The organism is Acidovorax sp. DMC1 (assembly GCF_056314325.1).
Genome location: NZ_JBQUYO010000002.1, coordinates 612362 through 630174, shown reverse-complemented (window position 1 = coordinate 630174; position 17813 = coordinate 612362). Strand labels below are relative to the sequence as shown.

Annotated in this window: 15 protein-coding genes and 1 pseudogene; 11 read left to right on the top strand and 5 right to left on the bottom strand. The window is 54.3% G+C overall.

Features of this window, described 5'->3' with window-relative positions:
- Nucleotides 1-43: 43 nt before the first annotated feature.
- Entirely contained in the window at nt 44-1564 is a 1521-nt protein-coding gene (locus ACT531_RS07365) for an AAA family ATPase (protein WP_476016986.1), read from the bottom strand.
- A gap of 1169 nt (nt 1565-2733) precedes the next feature.
- Between ACT531_RS07365 and ACT531_RS07360 the strand changes: the two genes are divergently transcribed.
- The gene (locus ACT531_RS07360) at nt 2734-3276 is read left to right on the top strand and encodes a hypothetical protein (protein WP_476016985.1); all 543 of its coding nucleotides are present in this window, start codon (nt 2734-2736) and stop codon (nt 3274-3276) included.
- A gap of 491 nt (nt 3277-3767) precedes the next feature.
- On the opposite strand, the gene ACT531_RS07355 is transcribed toward ACT531_RS07360, so the two are convergent.
- On the bottom strand, nt 3768-4124 hold the full coding sequence (locus ACT531_RS07355) for a winged helix-turn-helix domain-containing protein (protein ID WP_476016984.1): 357 nt from the start codon (nt 4122-4124) through the stop codon (nt 3768-3770).
- Nucleotides 4125-4193: 69 nt separating this feature from the next.
- On the opposite strand from ACT531_RS07355, the gene ACT531_RS07350 reads away from it, so the two are divergent.
- From ACT531_RS07350 to ACT531_RS07340, 3 genes are all read left to right on the top strand, one after another.
- On the top strand, nt 4194-4751 hold the full coding sequence (locus tag ACT531_RS07350; RefSeq protein ID WP_476016983.1) for a hypothetical protein: 558 nt from the start codon (nt 4194-4196) through the stop codon (nt 4749-4751).
- A gap of 391 nt (nt 4752-5142) precedes the next feature.
- Nucleotides 5143-5334, top strand: coding sequence for a hypothetical protein (locus tag ACT531_RS07345; RefSeq protein WP_476016982.1), 192 nt, complete (start codon nt 5143-5145; stop codon nt 5332-5334).
- A gap of 71 nt (nt 5335-5405) precedes the next feature.
- Nucleotides 5406-6479, top strand: coding sequence for a hypothetical protein (locus ACT531_RS07340; protein ID WP_476016981.1), 1074 nt, complete (start codon nt 5406-5408; stop codon nt 6477-6479).
- A 113-nt stretch (nt 6480-6592) separates the two neighbouring features.
- Here ACT531_RS07340 and ACT531_RS07335 read toward each other — a convergent pair whose 3' ends face one another.
- Nucleotides 6593-7447, bottom strand: coding sequence for a hypothetical protein (locus tag ACT531_RS07335; RefSeq protein WP_476016980.1), 855 nt, complete (start codon nt 7445-7447; stop codon nt 6593-6595).
- Nucleotides 7448-7474: 27 nt separating this feature from the next.
- On the opposite strand from ACT531_RS07335, the pseudogene ACT531_RS07330 reads away from it, so the two are divergent.
- The 5 genes and pseudogenes from ACT531_RS07330 to ACT531_RS07310 form a co-directional block, all read left to right on the top strand.
- Nucleotides 7475-7666, top strand: a pseudogene (locus ACT531_RS07330) (DNA/RNA non-specific endonuclease); the annotation flags it as partial.
- Between the two features lie 187 nt (nt 7667-7853).
- A complete protein-coding gene (locus tag ACT531_RS07325; RefSeq protein WP_476016979.1) occupies nt 7854-8186 on the top strand; it encodes a hypothetical protein in 333 nt (110 codons plus the stop codon).
- A 55-nt stretch (nt 8187-8241) separates the two neighbouring features.
- Nucleotides 8242-9216: a DUF932 domain-containing protein gene (locus ACT531_RS07320; protein WP_476016978.1), complete on the top strand. Its 975-nt coding sequence runs from the start codon at nt 8242-8244 to the stop codon at nt 9214-9216.
- A gap of 141 nt (nt 9217-9357) precedes the next feature.
- Complete coding sequence (locus ACT531_RS07315; protein WP_476016977.1) at nt 9358-10386, top strand: YqaJ viral recombinase family nuclease; 1029 nt, start codon at nt 9358-9360, stop codon at nt 10384-10386.
- Between the two features lie 111 nt (nt 10387-10497).
- A complete protein-coding gene (locus tag ACT531_RS07310; RefSeq protein ID WP_476016976.1) occupies nt 10498-11430 on the top strand; it encodes a recombination directionality factor in 933 nt (310 codons plus the stop codon).
- 303 nt (nt 11431-11733) lie between these two features.
- On the opposite strand, the gene ACT531_RS07305 is transcribed toward ACT531_RS07310, so the two are convergent.
- Complete coding sequence (locus ACT531_RS07305) at nt 11734-13587, bottom strand: LeoA/HP0731 family dynamin-like GTPase (RefSeq protein WP_476016975.1); 1854 nt, start codon at nt 13585-13587, stop codon at nt 11734-11736.
- Between the two features lie 18 nt (nt 13588-13605).
- On the bottom strand, nt 13606-15963 hold the full coding sequence (locus ACT531_RS07300) for a hypothetical protein (protein ID WP_476016974.1): 2358 nt from the start codon (nt 15961-15963) through the stop codon (nt 13606-13608).
- Nucleotides 15964-16374: 411 nt separating this feature from the next.
- Here ACT531_RS07300 and ACT531_RS07295 point away from each other — a divergent pair, with 411 nt between their 5' ends.
- Together ACT531_RS07295 and ACT531_RS07290 are read left to right on the top strand one after the other, a co-directional pair.
- On the top strand, nt 16375-17277 hold the full coding sequence (locus ACT531_RS07295) for a helix-turn-helix transcriptional regulator (RefSeq protein ID WP_476016973.1): 903 nt from the start codon (nt 16375-16377) through the stop codon (nt 17275-17277).
- A 153-nt stretch (nt 17278-17430) separates the two neighbouring features.
- Nucleotides 17431-17784, top strand: coding sequence for a hypothetical protein (locus tag ACT531_RS07290; RefSeq protein WP_476016972.1), 354 nt, complete (start codon nt 17431-17433; stop codon nt 17782-17784).
- Nucleotides 17785-17813 lie beyond the last annotated feature (29 nt).

The following is a 17813-nucleotide window of genomic DNA, read 5'->3' as shown; positions in this document are numbered from 1 at the left end:
TCGGCTATCTCAGTCCCGTACAGTTCGAGAAAGCTCAAGAAGCTTAGGTCGGTGTCAACGGAACCGGCAGCAGCCCATACAGACAGAGCCTGCCGGAGCGCACAGCGACGAGGCCTGCTGCTACGGCGGCCAGATCCACATCGGCATGGATGAAGCGTGGGTCGTAAACCTCGGGCAGTCTGTTTGGATCGTGCGAGAGCAGCGGACCGTGTCCCTGGGCTTCCATGGTGCTGGAGATCAAGCGCTCCAAGGCAGCTGCCGTCTTTTGAGGGCCAAGGTCGGCCTGGATCAAGCGAACGACTGAACTCGCCTTTGCGACCACCGCAGGAGCAAGGGCTTCAGCCTCTGCGATGCGGGAAATTTGGTTGGCATCAAGCAACTCGCCGCAGCTACTTTGCAGAATACGTTCGCGCTGGGTCTTGGGTGGGATGGGCAATTCAAACACCATGTCAAAGCGGCGAATGAAGGCGGGATCAAGACCTCGCATGGAGTTGGACATCCACAGCGTGGGCACCGGGTTCTCCTCCAGCATCCGGTTGATCCACGCCTTGCGCAGCTGGGCGGTGCTCTTGCCCCCAAAGAAGCTGTTGCCGTCGTTGAAAACGTCTTCCACCTCGTCAAAAGCAATCAGTGACTGCTGTTGGGAGAAGAAGCTCTGGGCTGCACGAAAGGCTCGTAGGCGGTGTTCTCCATTGATCGGGTCACCGTCTGCATCTTCGCTGGCGACTTCGAACAGCTCGTACCCCATCTCCTTGGCCAAGGCCCGCGCCAGCTGGCTCTTGCCCGTTCCCGGTGCGCCGTGCAGGAAGATGTTCACTCCACGCCGACCAGTGGCCATGGCATTGCGCAGATAGGGACACAGAATCTCCAGCGAGGGCTGAATATGGCTGTAGTCGGCCAAGCTCAGTTGAGCGGGGCCGGCCGCAGACACGGTGCCCCGCAGCAGACTGATAGGGTCGGCTTTGGAGGCGGCCATCAGATCAGCAAACCCTTCAGAGAGCAGATCCAGCTTGTAGCGCAATGCACCACGGCCCCGCCGGTCCATCATGACCAGCCCCGACCTGGCAAGAATGCCTGTGGCACTCAGCGAGGCACGAATGTCTGCCTCGGGCAGATCAAGAATGATGGATAGCGCATGAATGATCTTGACGGAAGACAGATCACCCAGCCATTCAGATGCGTCATCGAGGAGACGCTCGTTATGAATGGACACCGTGAACTCCAACACCTTGCAATCGATCATGCTCAACCCCACCAGGTTGGACAACTGATCGATGTTTTGGCTCAGAAAGGTTGACTGGCGCTCCCCGTACCACTGCCCCTCAGCCTTCTGGTGCAACTGGCGCAGTTCGGATTGCACTTCTTTCTGATCAAACTCGCGTGTTTCGGGATCGATCCAGTGACCGAGCCCGATCACATCTGCCAAGGTATCGTTGTTGAACCCGTGTGGGTGCACAAACTGGCGGTACCCCCCCAGTGGAACCAGAACGCGAAGCAGCCAGAGGCGAATGATCGGTTCAATGCTGCCTGGGCTGTATGAGATTGCCGCTCTACGTTTTGCCATGATGGTGGTCTCTCCTTATCGATGAGATCCATCATCCGGGTGGCTGCGACGTAATGTGTCGCATGCGGTGTGGGTGGAGTGGCTAAGGGGTGCTTGAACAGACAGCCACCATACGAGCATGAGCCCACGTGGCAGTCAGCGCGCTGCTGGAGCCGTCAGCGCATTCCATAGCTCCGCCTCACTTGGATGGCGGGTTTCCACAGCCTCCATGAAATGAGGCGTGCACCTCAGCCAATCGCTGAGTTCACGTCCTCTGTTTGCGGGAAGCCGGGGGGGCTCCAAAATTCCCAGGACTTGCAGCCGATGAGGGGATTTGTGGCCCTGGACTTCGTTGGGAGATACGGCCAAGAGTTCAGCCAGGAACGACCAGGCGTGGTCTTCGGAGCGCAAGGGGATAGTTGGTGGGGTAAACCGGGTGAAGCAGTAGGACCAGAGCAGCCATTTGCTTTCAGCGGGCGTGAGGTTCAAGAGGCGCGCCGACGTCTGCAAATTGGACTCCAAGAGCGAGAGCCTTGGTGGCGCGGAAGGCGGCAACGCAGCAAGGCGTGCCGCTAACGCTGTGGGTGACATGGGGTCCCGAAGAGGCTCACCAGTGGGACGGCCGTTGTCATCATGAAGTAGGAATGGGGGGACATCGTCTGGAAACAGCGGGGCCTTCCCGTATCCGAGTTCACGCCAGCACATACGCTGGATATCCTTGGCCGCGAGGGCCAGTTCAGGGCCATCGAGCCACTGGGGCAGCATGCTCCCGATGCGGCCCAAGAGGCTCCCCATGTGATGATGGCGGAAGGCCTTGTTGTAGGAACTGTCAACAGTCACTGGGTTTCGTATAGATCAAGGGTGAAGCGCGTCAGTGAGCACAGATATTGCCAGAGCCGAAGGCGCAGGGTGGCCATCTGTACCTGAGCTTCAGGTCATTATTTTGGTCGCAGAGGCATGGGCTGCATTTCTGCAACAGTTGCCATCAGCTTGAGGTGCGGTGCACTTGATCTGAGCAGTTCAGATTTGTCTGGTGCATTGATGCTTTGCATGCTGAGGCGTTTTTTGAAGGTCCATACGAACGGTTACGATTGCATTGTGACTTGTCTTCTCCACCGCGCGCGGTACCCAACTGCGGAGGACACCGTAACGGGGACATTCCTCTTATTCGCTGGATCACATCCAAAAAAATGGCATCACCGAAACTTGATCTTGAGTTCCTGAGCGAGCTCGCAACGCAGTTCTTTAGGTCCAAGCACCTTCGTCAGACGCTCATGGCGATTCAGGAGGACTCCATAACCGGATGGGAGAAATGGTTGCAAATTGAGTTCGCAGCCTTTCTGCGGCAACATGATTCAGTTAAGGCATGGGGTCGAGAGTCTCAGTACAAATTAGATGGTCGTTTAGCAAAAGTTCGCCAAACCTGCGCCGTAGATTTCATCATTCACCAGAAGGCCAAACATTCGCACTTGGCACTTGAAATCAAGCAGATACGATCACCGGCGTCTTGTATCAATGGCATGCTCAAGGACATCAAAAAGTTAGCCAAGATTAGAAAGTCTGATTACGATATTCGTGGAGTTTGGTGTCTGGGGGTGCATAATGCTATACCCCCTGAAGATGCTTTGCGCGAAGTCGATTACTATGCTAAAAAACTCCATATAGATATCAAGCAGGCACACGTTTTTTCCGAACGAATAGGAAATACGGGCTTCTCTTACACACTACTTTAATAGAGTTGCTCATTTAGAGCGGTAAAATTCAAATCGATCACTCCTATGGCTTCCATTTCGCAGCCGGATGAATTTTGGTGATGCGAGGCCGTTCCTGGAAAGAGATGATTTTGCAATACGTTAAGGCTAATAGCACCCACGAGCTGTGGCTGCGTGCAACGCAACATGTTCTAGCCTCACGCGCTGGAATGCGCGTCCTCGTAGGTAAGACTATTGACAGGGGGCATGGGAGGCTCAGGTGAGGAGTTGCATTTAAATCCCCTTCAGTTCCACATATACCCATTGCCAACTAGGTAACTCCACCCTGACCAGCCCCCGTTGGTCTGATTTCATCTCCTCTATGCCCGGTGCACGTTCGCGTGCCCCGGGCTTTTTTGCGTTCATTGCAAGGAACTTTCTATGAGTGTTTGTCCTATCTGCGAATCTACTCCCGTGACCACCCGCAAAGTCGGCCGCGATGCCGGAAGTGAATCGCCCTGGGACGATTCAGGTTATGTGGCTTGCACAGCCTGAGTTAAACATCTTGAAAGCCGGTCGAAGTGCAACATGGCTTCCTGCGTCAGCTGAACCTGTTTCCGCCGGCTGTCCTCGGTGTCGGTCAGCACGATCCAGCCTTTCCCACGCATTGACTTCAGTCTCGTATGAATGGTCGCAGGTGCACCGAGCTCGGACTTTGCCATCAAGTCACGTACACACAGCCGTTCTCGCTTTTGGAACGCTGCCCCAACGACAGTCAAAATCCGCTCTTCCAGCGGGTCAAGCTGAGGAAGTGATGGCAAACCACGAATAGCCTCGGCGAGTTGCACGAAACGTAGATACACATCAGCGGGTCGTGTTGGAGTCTTCATCGGTCGAGTACTGTCAAAAGCTTCTATTTAAGGCTATCCTCAACTACGCAACAACATTTTACTCACCATATGAACTTGACTACGCTGTGGCTTCAAGGGGCGATGGTGCTGGCGACGATGGCACTTTTCACAGTGGGACTTGTCATCAACGAGCTTACATTGACCCATTTCGAGTTTGCTCGCGGAATCAATTGGATCTACTTGCCAGCTGGCGTGAGGTTGCTCGCAACGCTGCTTTTTGCGGAGGCCGGAGCGTTCGGGCTGCTTCTGATCTCATGGTTGGTGTGCTTTTTCTATTTCTTTCCAGATGACCATGCACGGTCGCTTGCAGGCGGAGTGTTGGCGTCTCTAGCACCGTACTTGGTCTATCGAATCGCAAAGCAGAAGTTTGGGTTGTGCGCGTCACTTGCGAACCTCAGTCCAAAGAGACTGCTGTTGTTGATCGTCGCTTATGCCTTCGCAAGTCCTCTTCTTCATCACGTTTGGTTTGCGTTGCAAGGCGAAAGGGACATCTTGCGCGGCTTTTTCGCGATGTTTGTGGGTGATTTGACCGGAACTTTGCTTGTTGTATACGGCGTAAAGGCTGGCTTGAATCTGCTCAACACGTCTCATCGAAGTATGCGCTAGCTGATTTAGGCCACGCTAGGCGCTGATGGCTGGTTGACAGGCGCGTGGAGGCAGCTTTACCATTCGTAACGCTCTAAAAATTAGAGCGATCTGATTGCTAACGATAGGCGAACTGTACACACGTTGTAAACAAAAGAACTTAAGAACGGATGGGCAGATGCGGCCAAGCTGGTGATGAGTCATACATCGTGCATTGTTCTAGAGCCATAAATCGAAATAGAAACGGAGGTAGATGCCAGGCGGACTGCCGTCCCTATTTTAACTGACAACCAAAAGACATCCGCTCATTAAAAGTATCGCGTTACCAATACAAGCTGGTAACGAAATATATAATTTTTTTACTGCAGTTGAAATGCCAATGCGGTAATTTACTCTTATCTATTGGAAAAATATGTCCACTCAAGACTTGCGCGATAGAAACGGGAACTTGCTTGGAAAAATCAACACGCTGTCAAATGGTAAATTTGAATTGCGAGACAGGGTCGGCAATTTGAAAGGTACATATGACCCCAAGCAAAATGAAACGAGAGATAAGGTGGGAAATTTGGTGGCAAAAGGGAACATGCTCACTACTTTATTATAAGCGGGTATTTTAAAAGGGGCATTTGCCCCTTTTTTGTTTTCGAGTCGAGATAGCTAATTGCAGAGCCAAAAATGGACGAAAAAGACCAATTATTTCTTGCTACGCTTAATACAAGCTCACTTGTAAGTTCACTTGCAGTATCAAGAATGCGCAAGTTAGAAAAAGATCTTGAGGAGCAAGGTCTGAAGTTGGAGGCTGTTGAAGAATCAAGAAGCGATCTTGAGAAAACAACTAATGAATGGATAGGTTTTGTTCCAAAAACGCCTTTGCCGGAAACTAAAGAAAATAATGCTATAAATTTAACCAGAAAGGCTATTTTTCTGCTCGGTATAATTAGCGAGTATGCGAGTGGTCCTGAAGATCTAATGAGGGATGCATTTAATGAACATGCAGTTGATTGGGAGATCTCATTGATTTGGATTCAAGACGAACTACCCCGGGAATGGGAGCGGATCGCGACTGGGGGTGAGATTTCTGTAAGAGATTTTCATCTTCTTGCCGCTCGAAGCAATACATTGATTTCAGAGCTCAAATTTCTATCAAAGATCGATGGAAAGACGTTCAGAAACTGGTTCGGTCACAATTTTAGCTACACCGCAAATAAATTGGAGAAATCCATGGGTCCAGTCTACCAAGATGCGAAAAATTATGAAGCCCCTGATGATGACTTGTATATCGATGAAATCACTGCGCCTCTGCTGAGGTACAAGCTACGTGACATGCTTCAACAGCAAGATGTTGCGAATCGATCAATCAAGGCACTTTGTGGCAATATTTTAAAAAACCCAATTATTGAATTTGAAAATGATATTATTGTCCAGTCTGGAAAAAACATCAGTTTCATGATGTTTTTGCAAAATTACTATCTAAATCTGACTGAGGAATCCATTGCCGCGAGGTCTAACTACAAATTGGAGTTGAGCTTGGTTCTTTTTTGGATTGAGCATAAGCTAATACCTGCGCTGCAGTCTCCAGAAGCTATAAATTTGAATTCTAAAAAATTAGACCTTCTTAAGCAACGAAGTAGACTGCTTCTATCGGAGTTGCAAGAGCTAGAATTTTCAGAAAATGCGAATCCAAAAAATCTGGACCTCCAGGCACTTGGCGATGCTCGACTAAGACTTCGAAGTGCTCTTTTGGATTGAAATATAATTTTGGTTATCAGTCATTACAAAACGACATTGAGTTGCTTCGATCAAGTTGGCGTATGGCTTAACTCAAATATACCCGCCCATTTGTAAGTCAAGGGCATGGCTTGTTAATAAGCAGCCTCGTTCACCATAGTGACCCGGGGCGTTAGCTCACCAGTGTACCGTCCAGTTGGGGAGTCCGTAGCAACGGACCAAGTACCGGCGGGTTCATTGCGATGACGGGCATAGGGCTCTAGTTGTTTTAGGAGCTCAAGACAATGGTATGTCGATTTGTCAACAGCAAGCCCATTAAAAGGACTGCTTTCATTTTCGGAGTAACCTAGGACAGTCTTGAATGAACACATTTCTTTCATGCATAAATAGAATGCTTTACGTCGGGATGTTGATGTGCTATTTTTCATTGCTATAAGCCCGTTGTCAACGTAATACGCAAGCATTTCAAGCTGTGCGAAACCGATGCGCGAGTAGGCTTCTAGCGCTTCTAATAATATTCTTAAATAAAAGCTGTCAACAAGAAGTTGTTGCGAATCCTCAAGAATTTCTCCCGTTCCCACGCCAAGCGGAAAAACTGATGGTATGGATAATCTCGGCTCCCGAGATTTCAGATGGTGAATAATGGCCTCGCTCCTCAAGACGCGATTTAAATCGTAACTAACTTCTTCTTTTTCGTCCCCTTGCAGCCTCTCAAGAGTATCTTTACTGGAATGGCCGAGCGCTTCCATGCAGTATGCCAAGGAATCTCGAAACCGAAGCACATGGACATCGGGCCAAGGAGTCATACGTTCATTGCGAGCATTACGTGTCGTATTTTTTGCTGGAATAATTGCCGCAGCTCCCATGCTGTGGAGTTCATCCAAATTGCCCAAAGCAAGTGAACGATAGAGCTTCAATGAGGATAGCAATGCACTTCGGTAAGAATTAGTCATATCAATAATGACAGTGAAATTTTTCTTGATAATCATATTTATTTTTCCTGTGATCGTTGGCACTCTATCGGAACCAAAGGCGTGAAGTTGCCAACCTGTCTCTACAAGCTGGTGTATGACGCCACCACGCAGAAGGACTGGGCACATCGGCAACAAAACCAGGAAGGTGAGACTGTGAGTCGGCCGATAAGCTATCAGGAGCTCGTGAACCGCACAGGCGTGGAGTTTCTGCCAAGAAACGCTTTCCAGCACTGATTGGCAGCACCGCAACGCAGCCCGCAAAGCATCAGACCGCATTTGAATCCCTTTCAGTTCCACATATACCCATTGCCATCCAGGTAACCCCACCCTGACCAGCCTCCCGTTGGTCTGACTTCACCCACAAGCCCGGTGCACGTTCGCGTGCCCCGGGCTTTTTTGCGTCCATCGCAAGGAGCTTTCCATGACTGTTTGTCCCATCTGCAAATCCAACCACGTGACCACCCGCCAAGTCGGCCGTGATACCGGAAGAACCCTCGGCGGTGTCGCCGGAGCGGCGAGCGGTGCTGCGAGTACCTGGTCCGGCGCACAGGTCGGCGCCTCTTTCGGTGCTGTTGGTGGCCCCATTGGTATCGCACTGGGCGGCATCGCCGGTGCCCTGCTGGGCGGCCTGCTCGGCGCCACTGCGGGCTCCGCCGCTGGCAGCCGCTTGGGCGATGTGGTTGACGAGCACTACCTCGGCAACTGCGAATGCCAAGACTGCGGGGCCGTGTTCACCAACCCCTCCCGTTCTTGACCCTGCGGCCGCTGCACTTTCCCAATCTCTCTCATCTTCACTTCGAAAGCCTTTCATGTCCCACCTCATCGAAACCATGGCCCATGTCGGCCAGACCCCTTGGCATCAACTGGGCAATGCCCTGCCCAAGAAGCAGCCCATCGACGTCTGGGCACAGGCCGCCGGAATGCAATGGCACATCCGGGAGACCCCCGTCCGCTACCTGGCCACCGACGACAGCTCCAACCTCTACGGCGAAGCCATGGAGTTTCCCGACCAGAAGGTGCTGTACCGCAGCGATACCAAAGCCCCTTTGTCCGTGGTGTCGGGTCGCTACCAGGTGGTCCAACCCAAGGAAGTGCTGGAGTTCTACCGGGATCTCACGGAGGTCTCGGGCTACGAATTGGAAACCGCCGGTGTCCTCAAGGCCGGACGCAAGTTCTGGGCACTGGCCCGTACCGGCAAGACCTCGGCCCTCAAGGGCAACGATGTGGTCAACGGTTACCTGTTGCTGGCTACTTCATGCGACGGTAGCCTGGCTACCACCGCCACACCCACCACGATCCGGGTGGTCTGCAACAACACCTTGTCCATTGCCCTCAGTGGTGCCACCAGTGCCATCAAGGTGCCCCACAGCACGACCTTCGATGCCCAGGCGGTGAAGAAGCAGTTGGGCATTGCAGTCTCCCAATGGGACAGCTTCATGTACCGCATGAAGACGCTCTCGGAACGCAAGGTCAAGAGCCACGAGTCCATGAACTACTTCCTCAAGGTGCTGTGCCAGACGGATGCCCATGCTGACCAGGCCATGGGGCTCACCAACGAGCGTGCCCTCAAGAAGGTGCAGGCGATGTACGAAGGCCAGGGCCGGGGTGCTGAACTGCAGGCAGCCAAAGGCACGGCCTGGGGCCTGCTGTGCGCCGTCACCGAGTTCGTGGACCACGAGCGGCGCGCTCGTAGCCAGGAATACCGCCTCGACAGCGCCTGGTTCGGCCAGGGCGCCGCCCTCAAGCAGCGGGCGCTGGAGCATGCGCTGCAGTTGGCATCGTGAATGCCAGGTTCAACGCTCCAAAGCGCCGAAGCCAGAGAGCCTTCCTTCCATTCTTTCCACCCCTTCCGCAGCAAAGCCCCGGCCCTTGAATGGGACCGGGGCTTTTTGTTGTGCGGGGTTTCCATACCTCCAGGAGTCACCATGTCTCAACCTTCTGTTCATACGGATTCCGTTTCTGCTTCGTCTTCCTCGGCAACCCCCAAGGCCCGACCTGCTTTGAAGCTGGTCAAGACCCACACCCTCAAGCGTGACGATTGGCTGGAAGTCCGCAAGGGCGGTATCGGCAGTTCCGATGCCGCCGCCGCTGTGGGCCTGCATCCCTACAAGTCCCAGCTCCAACTGTGGATGGAGAAGACCGGGCGAGATTCCGGTCTGCCGGTCGTCGATCCCAATGACGATCAGAGCCCCATGTACTGGGGCACGCTGCTCGAACCCATCGTGGCAGCGCACTACACCCGGCGCACGGGCAATCGGGTGCGGCGGGTCAATGCGGTGCTGCAACACCCTGAACGTCCCTGGATGCTGGCGAACCTGGATCGGGAGGTCATGGGGGCTGCTGATGTCCAAATTCTGGAATGCAAGACGGCGGGCATTAACGGAGCCAGACTCTGGCGCGATGGCGTGCCCGAGTATGTGCAACTGCAGGTAATGCACCAACTGGCCGTGACCGGCAAACAGGCTGCCGATGTGGCCGTGCTCATGGGCGGGCAGGAACTGCAGGTGTTCCGGATCGAACGGGACGCCGAGATGATCGCCCAGCTGATCCAGTTGGAGCAGCAATTCTGGGGTTATGTGGAGCGTGACCAGGAGCCCCCGGCCGATGGCTCCGACTCTGCCGACCTGGCCCTGCGTTGCCTCTATCCCCGTGACAGCGGCACCACGCTGGACCTCTCGACTGACCTGGAGATGTCGGGGGTGTTTTCTGACCTGCTGGCGGTGCGGGAGGTCATCACCACCCAGACAGCACTGGAAGCCCAGCTCAAGCAACGCATCCAGCAGCGCATGGGTGAGGCCACACGGGCGGTCTTTGAGACCGGGGAAGTGTCCTGGAAGCGCAGCAAGGACGGAACTGCCCTGGACACCTTGCAGTTGCTCAAGGACCGGCCCGAACTGGCGCAGGCCTACGCCCTGATCAAGCCAGGCAGTCGGCGGTTTCTGGTGCAGCAGTAGCTGGAGCTAAACAGACCGCAGAGCACCACATCGCATACCCATCAACCACTCACAGCGGACCTCCACCACATCGGTGCGGGTCCGCTTCTTTTTGTCTCGAAAGGAACCACCATGCTCAAAGGTTTGGCATTGACACCCCCGGTCATTGGCCGGATATCGATTGGCAAAGTCGTGGAGAAGAACGGCAAGCGCTTGCCGGAGAAGGATGACGAATTCACCATCACCAGCCAGGTGCAGAACCGCGAGGGCTGGGTGAACCACCCGCTCGATGAACAGTTGCGCAAGGACAAGAACACCAAGCTGCGCAGTATTCCCGTGCGTCTGCTGTTTGACGATCCTCATCTCAGCCTGCGGGCGAACTACACAATGTTCGACCGGTCCACCGGGCGCCCCCTGTGTGTGGGCAATGGGGAAACCTGCAAGCGGGCAACGCTGTCCGGGATGCAGAGCTTTGCATGCCCGTCACCACAGGCCTGCCCCTTGGCCGAAGGCGGCAACTGCAAGCCCTATGGACGCCTGAATGTACGCATCGACGTGGAGGGAGCGGGGAGTGATGAACTGGGCAGCTTTGTGCTGCGCACCACCGGGTTCAACAGCATCCGCACGCTCTCGGCACGGTTGCGCTACTTCCATGCGCTGTCGGGGGGCTTGCTGTCTACCTTGCCACTGGAGCTGCGCCTGCGCGGGAAGTCCACCACGCTGTCTCACCGCACGCCGATCTACTACGTGGACCTCACACTGAGGGCGGAGACCATGCTAGCGCAGGCCATCGCGAGTGCCAGGACCGAATGGGAAGCTCGCAAGGCGGCGGGGATGGACCAGGCGGCGCTGGATGAAGCGGCCAGGGCCGGGTTTGCGCTTGGGGAGTTTGAGGAGTCCGAGGAGGAGGGGGCTGCTGTTGTCGAGGAGTTTTACCCGATAGAACGGGAATATTTGGATGATCCCAGCGGTGAGCGGATTCCTCGGAGCAAGCTGGAGTTGGCGGACAAGCTTAGGCAGAAGGCTGATAAGAGTCCGTTGCCTGTCTCTGGAAACAAGGCATGAAGACGCACTACACCGGCCCAGCGATGGGCGGTGTAGGGTTGGTTGGGCTGGATTTTTTCTTCGGTGCTGATATGCCGGCATGAGGCTTAGCTCCCTTGACCGCAGAGGCGACAAGCTGCTTGAGGCAACATCGGTCTTTCGAGGAAGCAGGTTCGCATCAAATTGCCATCGATGTGACAAGGGTACGGGGAAAAGCTAGGTCACCTGCATGGCTCTGCAAGTCTGATCTCGCAAAGGAGTCCAAAAATCGAGAGTGACGAAAGGACGCACCGTGTCCAACGAATTTCGGAAGGTCCTGTGAGATTACGAAAACAATTTGGACCAGCGCGAAGTTTTCGCCGGTGCAATCTCGGCGTTAGACGACGCCGTAGGTGCGATTGCCTTGGTGCTCGGAGTGGTGTCGACTACGATGTCAGGCACGCGCTCCCAGGCAGCGTGATGATTTCCGCCATGAGTATTGATCTCCCGAAACTCGGCGTCGATTGCGGTGCCGTCTTCGTACCACTTCTTGAACTTCACTAGGCGTTCGTGTAGCGTGACCATCTCACCGTCAATGGAGCTGAGTTGCTGCTTGAGGGTCACGAAAGTTGGGAAGAACTGGTCGGCAAAGTCGGGTGCGTCGATCAGCTGTGCCACCTCCTTGGACTGGAGCTTGAATTCGGAAATCATGCTCTCGATCCCTTTAGCAAACTGTGTCTGACGCTCCTGCTCCTTGTAGCTGTCCCACACTTCCAGCGCGACACCCATGATGGCCACCGCACTGCCGAGGCTGCTCGCAAGCTTGGTGGCACCCCATGGTTTGAACTTGAGGTACTTGCTGATGTCCAATCCCACCATTTTCGTTGCGGCATTCAGTCCATCGCGTGCCAGCAGAACACTGTCTTTGGTGATGAAACCCGGTTGTGAAAGGAACTTGACTCCCTTTTTGCTCATGGCGTTCAACACATCGTCGTAGTGCTTCAACTCATTGTTGACATTCATCTGTATGCGGTACAGATCCGTGTTGATGCTGCCGATTTCTTCACTGAATATTTCCTGGATACGCTGCTGCACCAAGCAACCTTCATTTCCAATCTCTCGATGCATGAAGTCATTGAAGGTGGGTAGCCCGACTCTCCGGGTCTGCAGTTGCAGGTCCTCAAAGTAGCGCAACAGGCGACCACGAAGTCGAGTCTGAGCCTGAGCGATGTTGCTTCGGATTTTTGCCAGTTCTTGGGCCTGACTTTCCTTTATCTCTGTGATCCGCCGCGCTTCGTCCGCCAACAGGGCGTATGCCTCCTTGGCGGCCGGTAGTTGATGGGTAATGACGTCCGAGATAATGGATTTATGGACTTCGTTCGCCAGCGAGATCAGTCCGCCGCTTCGCTCGATCTTCTGCTGAGTCGCGCTCTGCAGCACGCCGATGCGCGAGAGGTCGCGGAACTCAGACAGGTTGCGCAACCAGTGGTCAACGCCCATATCGAAGGGATTGGCCGATACGGCGACGATGGATAGATCGCTCTGCTCCGCCGGAGTAAGCTCCAGCACATCGTTCAGTCGCTTTGTCACCGAATTTTTCTTCACAAGGAATTTGTCCTCAAAATCCGAATCCTCCGCGACGTCGGCAACTTCATCGAAACGGCTGAGTACGAAAACGGTGCGCGGCAGCAGGTTAAGGGTGCGGAAAAGCCATTTCAGGTCTTCCGTGTGACTTTCCTTGATCGGGTTGGCGGAATTCATCACATACAGCACGAGGTGGGCTTCGCTCACGTAGTGCTTGGTGATGTCTTTGTACTTCTCAATTTCCTGGCTCGTGGCGTTGATCTTTTCCTTGAAACCGAACAGCCCGGGTGTGTCGATGATCTGCAGTTGGTCCTTGTATTCATAGATCTGGACTTCGCTGGACGATTCCGCCTGGCTGATGTTCATGCTCTTGCGATCCAGCTCCTCCAGCCAGGCGGCGGCGATCGATGTCTTGCCTTCAGAGAAGCCACCGATCAAAGCGACTTTGAGCTTCTGTTCGGTCGCGTTCTGCACGGAATTCTGCAGCTTTGTTATCAGATCCTGATGGACTTGAATGCCCAGACTGCTTCCCTCGTGCACGAACGCGCTGAGGTTGGACAGGATAGCGAGGGCTTGTTGCTTCTGCTTTTCGAATGATTGAATTGCGCTGGTCATAGGGCGTTGCTCCGGCGTTTAGGCAGTGGCGGTTTCTACAGCCGACGTGGGCGCGGGGGCTGTGGAGACGGGTTTGGGGATGAGCTTGTCCTTCAGCGCGGCCATCTTGACAGCGATTTCCTCAAGTGCCTCCTTGGTGTGGAGGCACTGCTCGTAGGGAAGCCTCATCTGGTCCTTGGTGGAGATCAGCGCCTCCTTGATCTTGGCGCTCGCCGATTCCAGGTTGCCGTCCAGCATCTCCGTGAGCTTGTCGAATACGTTCTCGAGATTTTCGTCAGCGGACTTGCGCTGCTGCTCCTTCTTGTAGTCGCTGCTAAAGAAGCTGCGTACGGCCTTGTAGAAGCTGAATACGAGACCGACCGCGCCGATAACAGTCGCCGTAGTCCAACCCACTGGATTGGACGCCAGGAATGCAGCCCAGATCAGAGCTGTGGCACCGCCCAGAGTCGAGATAAGGCCAACGACGTTGATGCCATTGCTCATCTTGAAATCGGTGTTGAAGCGCAGTTGGAGCGATGAAAACGGATCATCGATCGTGTATTGCAGGATCTCGCTGACGTTCTTCTGATTCTTCTGAATGATGGCTTTGGCCTCATCGGTGAATGACTTGAACACTGTGGCGAAGCGTTCCTCCAGATCCCGGCCGACGCTGGTCTTGAGTGCGTCAATCTCGACGGTCAGGTATTCCTTGAAATTGTCGTTGCTTTGGTCGCTATCGATATAGTCATAAATGGCCGTGCGCATAGCCGACTTCTTACTGCTCAGCTCATCATGGCATTCGCTCCTGAGCTTCAGCGATGTCCCGGACAGCAGTTCATCAATTTGAAAGGAGGCTGCTCTCTGTTGCACATCCAGCTTCAATGCGGCATTGGCGAAGTTGTCTCGCGCCTGATTCAGGAGACTGATGCCGTCCTGCAGGCAACTGCGGATCTTCTTGAGATTGGCGTCGTGGATCTTGGCTTGAAAGTTCTGGCACAGATCCGAACGCAGGAACTGGATAAAGGCTTGCATGCCGCTGCGCTGCAAAATTTCATCTCGCCCCATGGACGAGACAAATTTTTCGCGGCTTCTGAGATGGGGATTATTGGGAACCAGGCAGGTGGCAGCCGCCAAAAATGCAGGCATGCCGCTGACGCAGATATGTCCTTTGTAGGTTTCGGGGCCCAGCGAAGCGGTCAGGGATTTGTCCATGTCAGCAAGACCAACCGCATCGTTCTGGTTAATCAAGGTCTGACCCTTCAGAACCTGAGGGTTGGTGGCGCTCTTGTTGAAGATCGCCCAGACTTCCGTCTGCTTGCCAAGTTGGCGTTTGATTTTGTCGATGGTGCCTTCCTGCCCTTCGCTGCCAGAGCCTGGCGGGGTGGCGCTGCGCGTAACGTAGAACACCGCGTGGGCTTTCTTGACTGATGATTCAATGGCGCTCATCACTTGCTTCTCGTCGCCCTCGATCCCGGGAACGTCGATCAACTGGAACTGCTGCTCTCCCGCCGCGAAACTGTAGGAATGCGACTGGAGCGTGAAGTCTGAGCGCCCATTGCCGATGATGTTTCCGTCCTGCAAAGGCACCAATCGCGCGAACGCACTTTCTACGTTGGCTTTTTCGTCTGTCGTGACAGCCAGCTCGGCCTGGATCTTGCGGGGCTCGGTGGAGATGGCCTCCAGTCTGGCCTGGTTTTGGGCCTTGAGCTGCACAAGTGCCAGTTCGCGCTTCGGCAGAGTCTTCTCCTCGTCCAGCTTCCTGAATATGTGCATCAGCTTTTGCCAAAAGTTCAGGTGCTTGCGCTTTTGCTCGATAGTGGCCTTCAGCATCTCGAGTTCGGTCGCTTGCTGCTGTTCCTCACCTGCTAACTGCCGTGTGAGTAAGTCCACTTCTTGCTGGCTGTCCGCCAATTGAGCCTGCAGCTTCTGAATCCTCCGCTCGATCGACGCGAGGCTTCCAGGATCCACGTCTAGGTCCTTGGCCAGATCCCTGAATTGCTGCTGTGTGGCAAGCTTTTCGCTGTCGCCCAGCAGAATGCGAAGTGTTTCGATCAGGGTGGATTTGCCTGCGTTCGTCTCACCGTAAAACGCGATGGTGAACGTGTCCCATTCGGACAGCTCGCGTAGCTCTCGGATGTCTTCGTTGGTTCGGTCGCGCATCTTTTCCAGTAAGGTCCTGGAGTTGACGATGGCACTTTCGAAATCCTGATTGCCGTTGGTGGTTGAGCCTTTCTTGAGCACCGCCGCAAGCGACTGGTCGACCAACGCAGTCAATTGGTCATAGATCTGATGGGTCTTGTCTGTGTTGAACATGCCTACCCGTTGTAAGTTGCTGATTGGTTGTTCGAGGTGGGCACTGGTCCGTTCCGAGAGCAGGCCGTCGGTGTGTCCCTGCATTCGATCTGCGATAGCGTCATGCGGTGACGTCACAAGTGAGCGGAATAGCAAAGGCGTATGTTGAAGGGGCAATGCACGGGGTACCTACGGCTTCGGTCGGGTAGTAGTAGATGCCGATCGGTCGGCACCACCGCGAGCGAGCGGTATTCCTTTGGGAGGCATGCGTTTGTTGTTGGGGCGGGGGAATTTTTTTGACTCGCCAAAGGTGTCTCCAATTTGCACGGCCACTATGTATCTTAATGTTCCGAATGTATTGTGGCTGCGAACACCCATTGAGCTGATGTCGCTGAGATCTGGGGTTCAAATTTTCGACAAACTCATTCGAAATTTCTCGAAATCGGACATGGTTTGTCCAAACGCTTGCTTACGATTCGTATCAGCAAACCGAAATCGAGCCAACGCCACCGACTGATGTCCACTTCCTCTTTCGACACCATTGCCTATCGCCTCAGCGAACTTCTTTTGCGTCTCAATGCGGGTGAGGCACTTGAGATAAAAAAACTTGCCGGTGAGTTTGACGTGAATGAGCGCACGATTCGGCGTGATCTGAACGAGCGATTCAGCTTTCTGGGGTTGGAGAAGAAAGGCAGCCGCTACACCCTGCCGCGCTACAAGCTCGGGACCTATAGCCAGCAGGATGTGCAGCGCATCGCCAATTTGGCCGGGCTACAGGGCATGTCCCCCCGACTGTCAAATGAGTTCCTCGGTGATCTACTGAACGATAGTCTCAGCGGTGCGCTGTTGGTGCATGGCGCGCGAACAGAGAACATCAAAGTCAAAGAGCATGAGGTCGCCCAACTGCGGGCGGCGATTAAGGATGCTTGCGTCGTGCAGTTTGAGTATTGCAAGCCGGACGAGTCGCGCAAGATGGTCAGTGTGCACCCCTACAAGCTGGCGGTCAACGACGGCACCTGGTATCTGCAGGCGACAGATCAGGGCAAGGTCAAGTCATACGCGGTCTCTCGCATCGACCGTCTGCTGGTGATGTCAGACCGTTTTGCTCCTGATACGTCGATCCATGAGTATCTCAAGCAGGAAGACACGATCTGGCTGAATCAGGAGAAGACCAAGGTGGTGCTCAAAGTGGCGCCGCCCGCAGCATCGTATTTTCTTCGGCGCCAGCTGATTGGCGGCCAGAACAAGGAGATGGATCTTGAGAATGGCGAGATTCTGGTCTCCGGAATGATCGCCCATCCCAATCAGATCCTACCCATCGTGCGCTATTGGATTCCTTACGTGCGAGTCATCAGCCCGGAAGGCTTACAGGCCGATCTGGATAGCCAGCTCAAGGGGTATTTGGGTTTGTCGGATTGATCCCTCTTTTTTCAAAATTCTAGATTTTGAATTGACTACCGGTGGTCGCAGATAGCGACTCACCTCGACCGCTGCTTCCAATGAACTGCCCATCGGGCGGGGGGGCGGAGCTTTGTCCGGATTCGGGCAACACAGACAACAGGGAGAGAAAACATGTCGTTTTGTAGAGGCTGTGGCCATCAGATTCATGAAACAGCGGAGAGCTGTCCGCAATGCGGAGCAGTGAGTGCGTCGCAGGCTACACGCAAGGCAATCAGTGCGGAAAAAGAGGGCACTTTGTGGTTGCCTATCCCGTCGCTGGTTTGCGGCTTGATTGTCGTGGTGGCGCTGTTCGATCCGGACGACTGGGAAATGGACCAAGTGATCGGCGGTATCGGCTTTGCCGTCACGTCCATCGTGCTGGGCGGAATCAGCCTCACCAAGCAGAAGCGCGGTTTGGGCATGGCCGTCGCCGGGTTGACTCTGGGAATCCTGGGTCTGCTGGGCGCGTTGGGTTCGCAGCTTTGAGTCTTCAAATTTTCAGTCAGTTAGTCGAT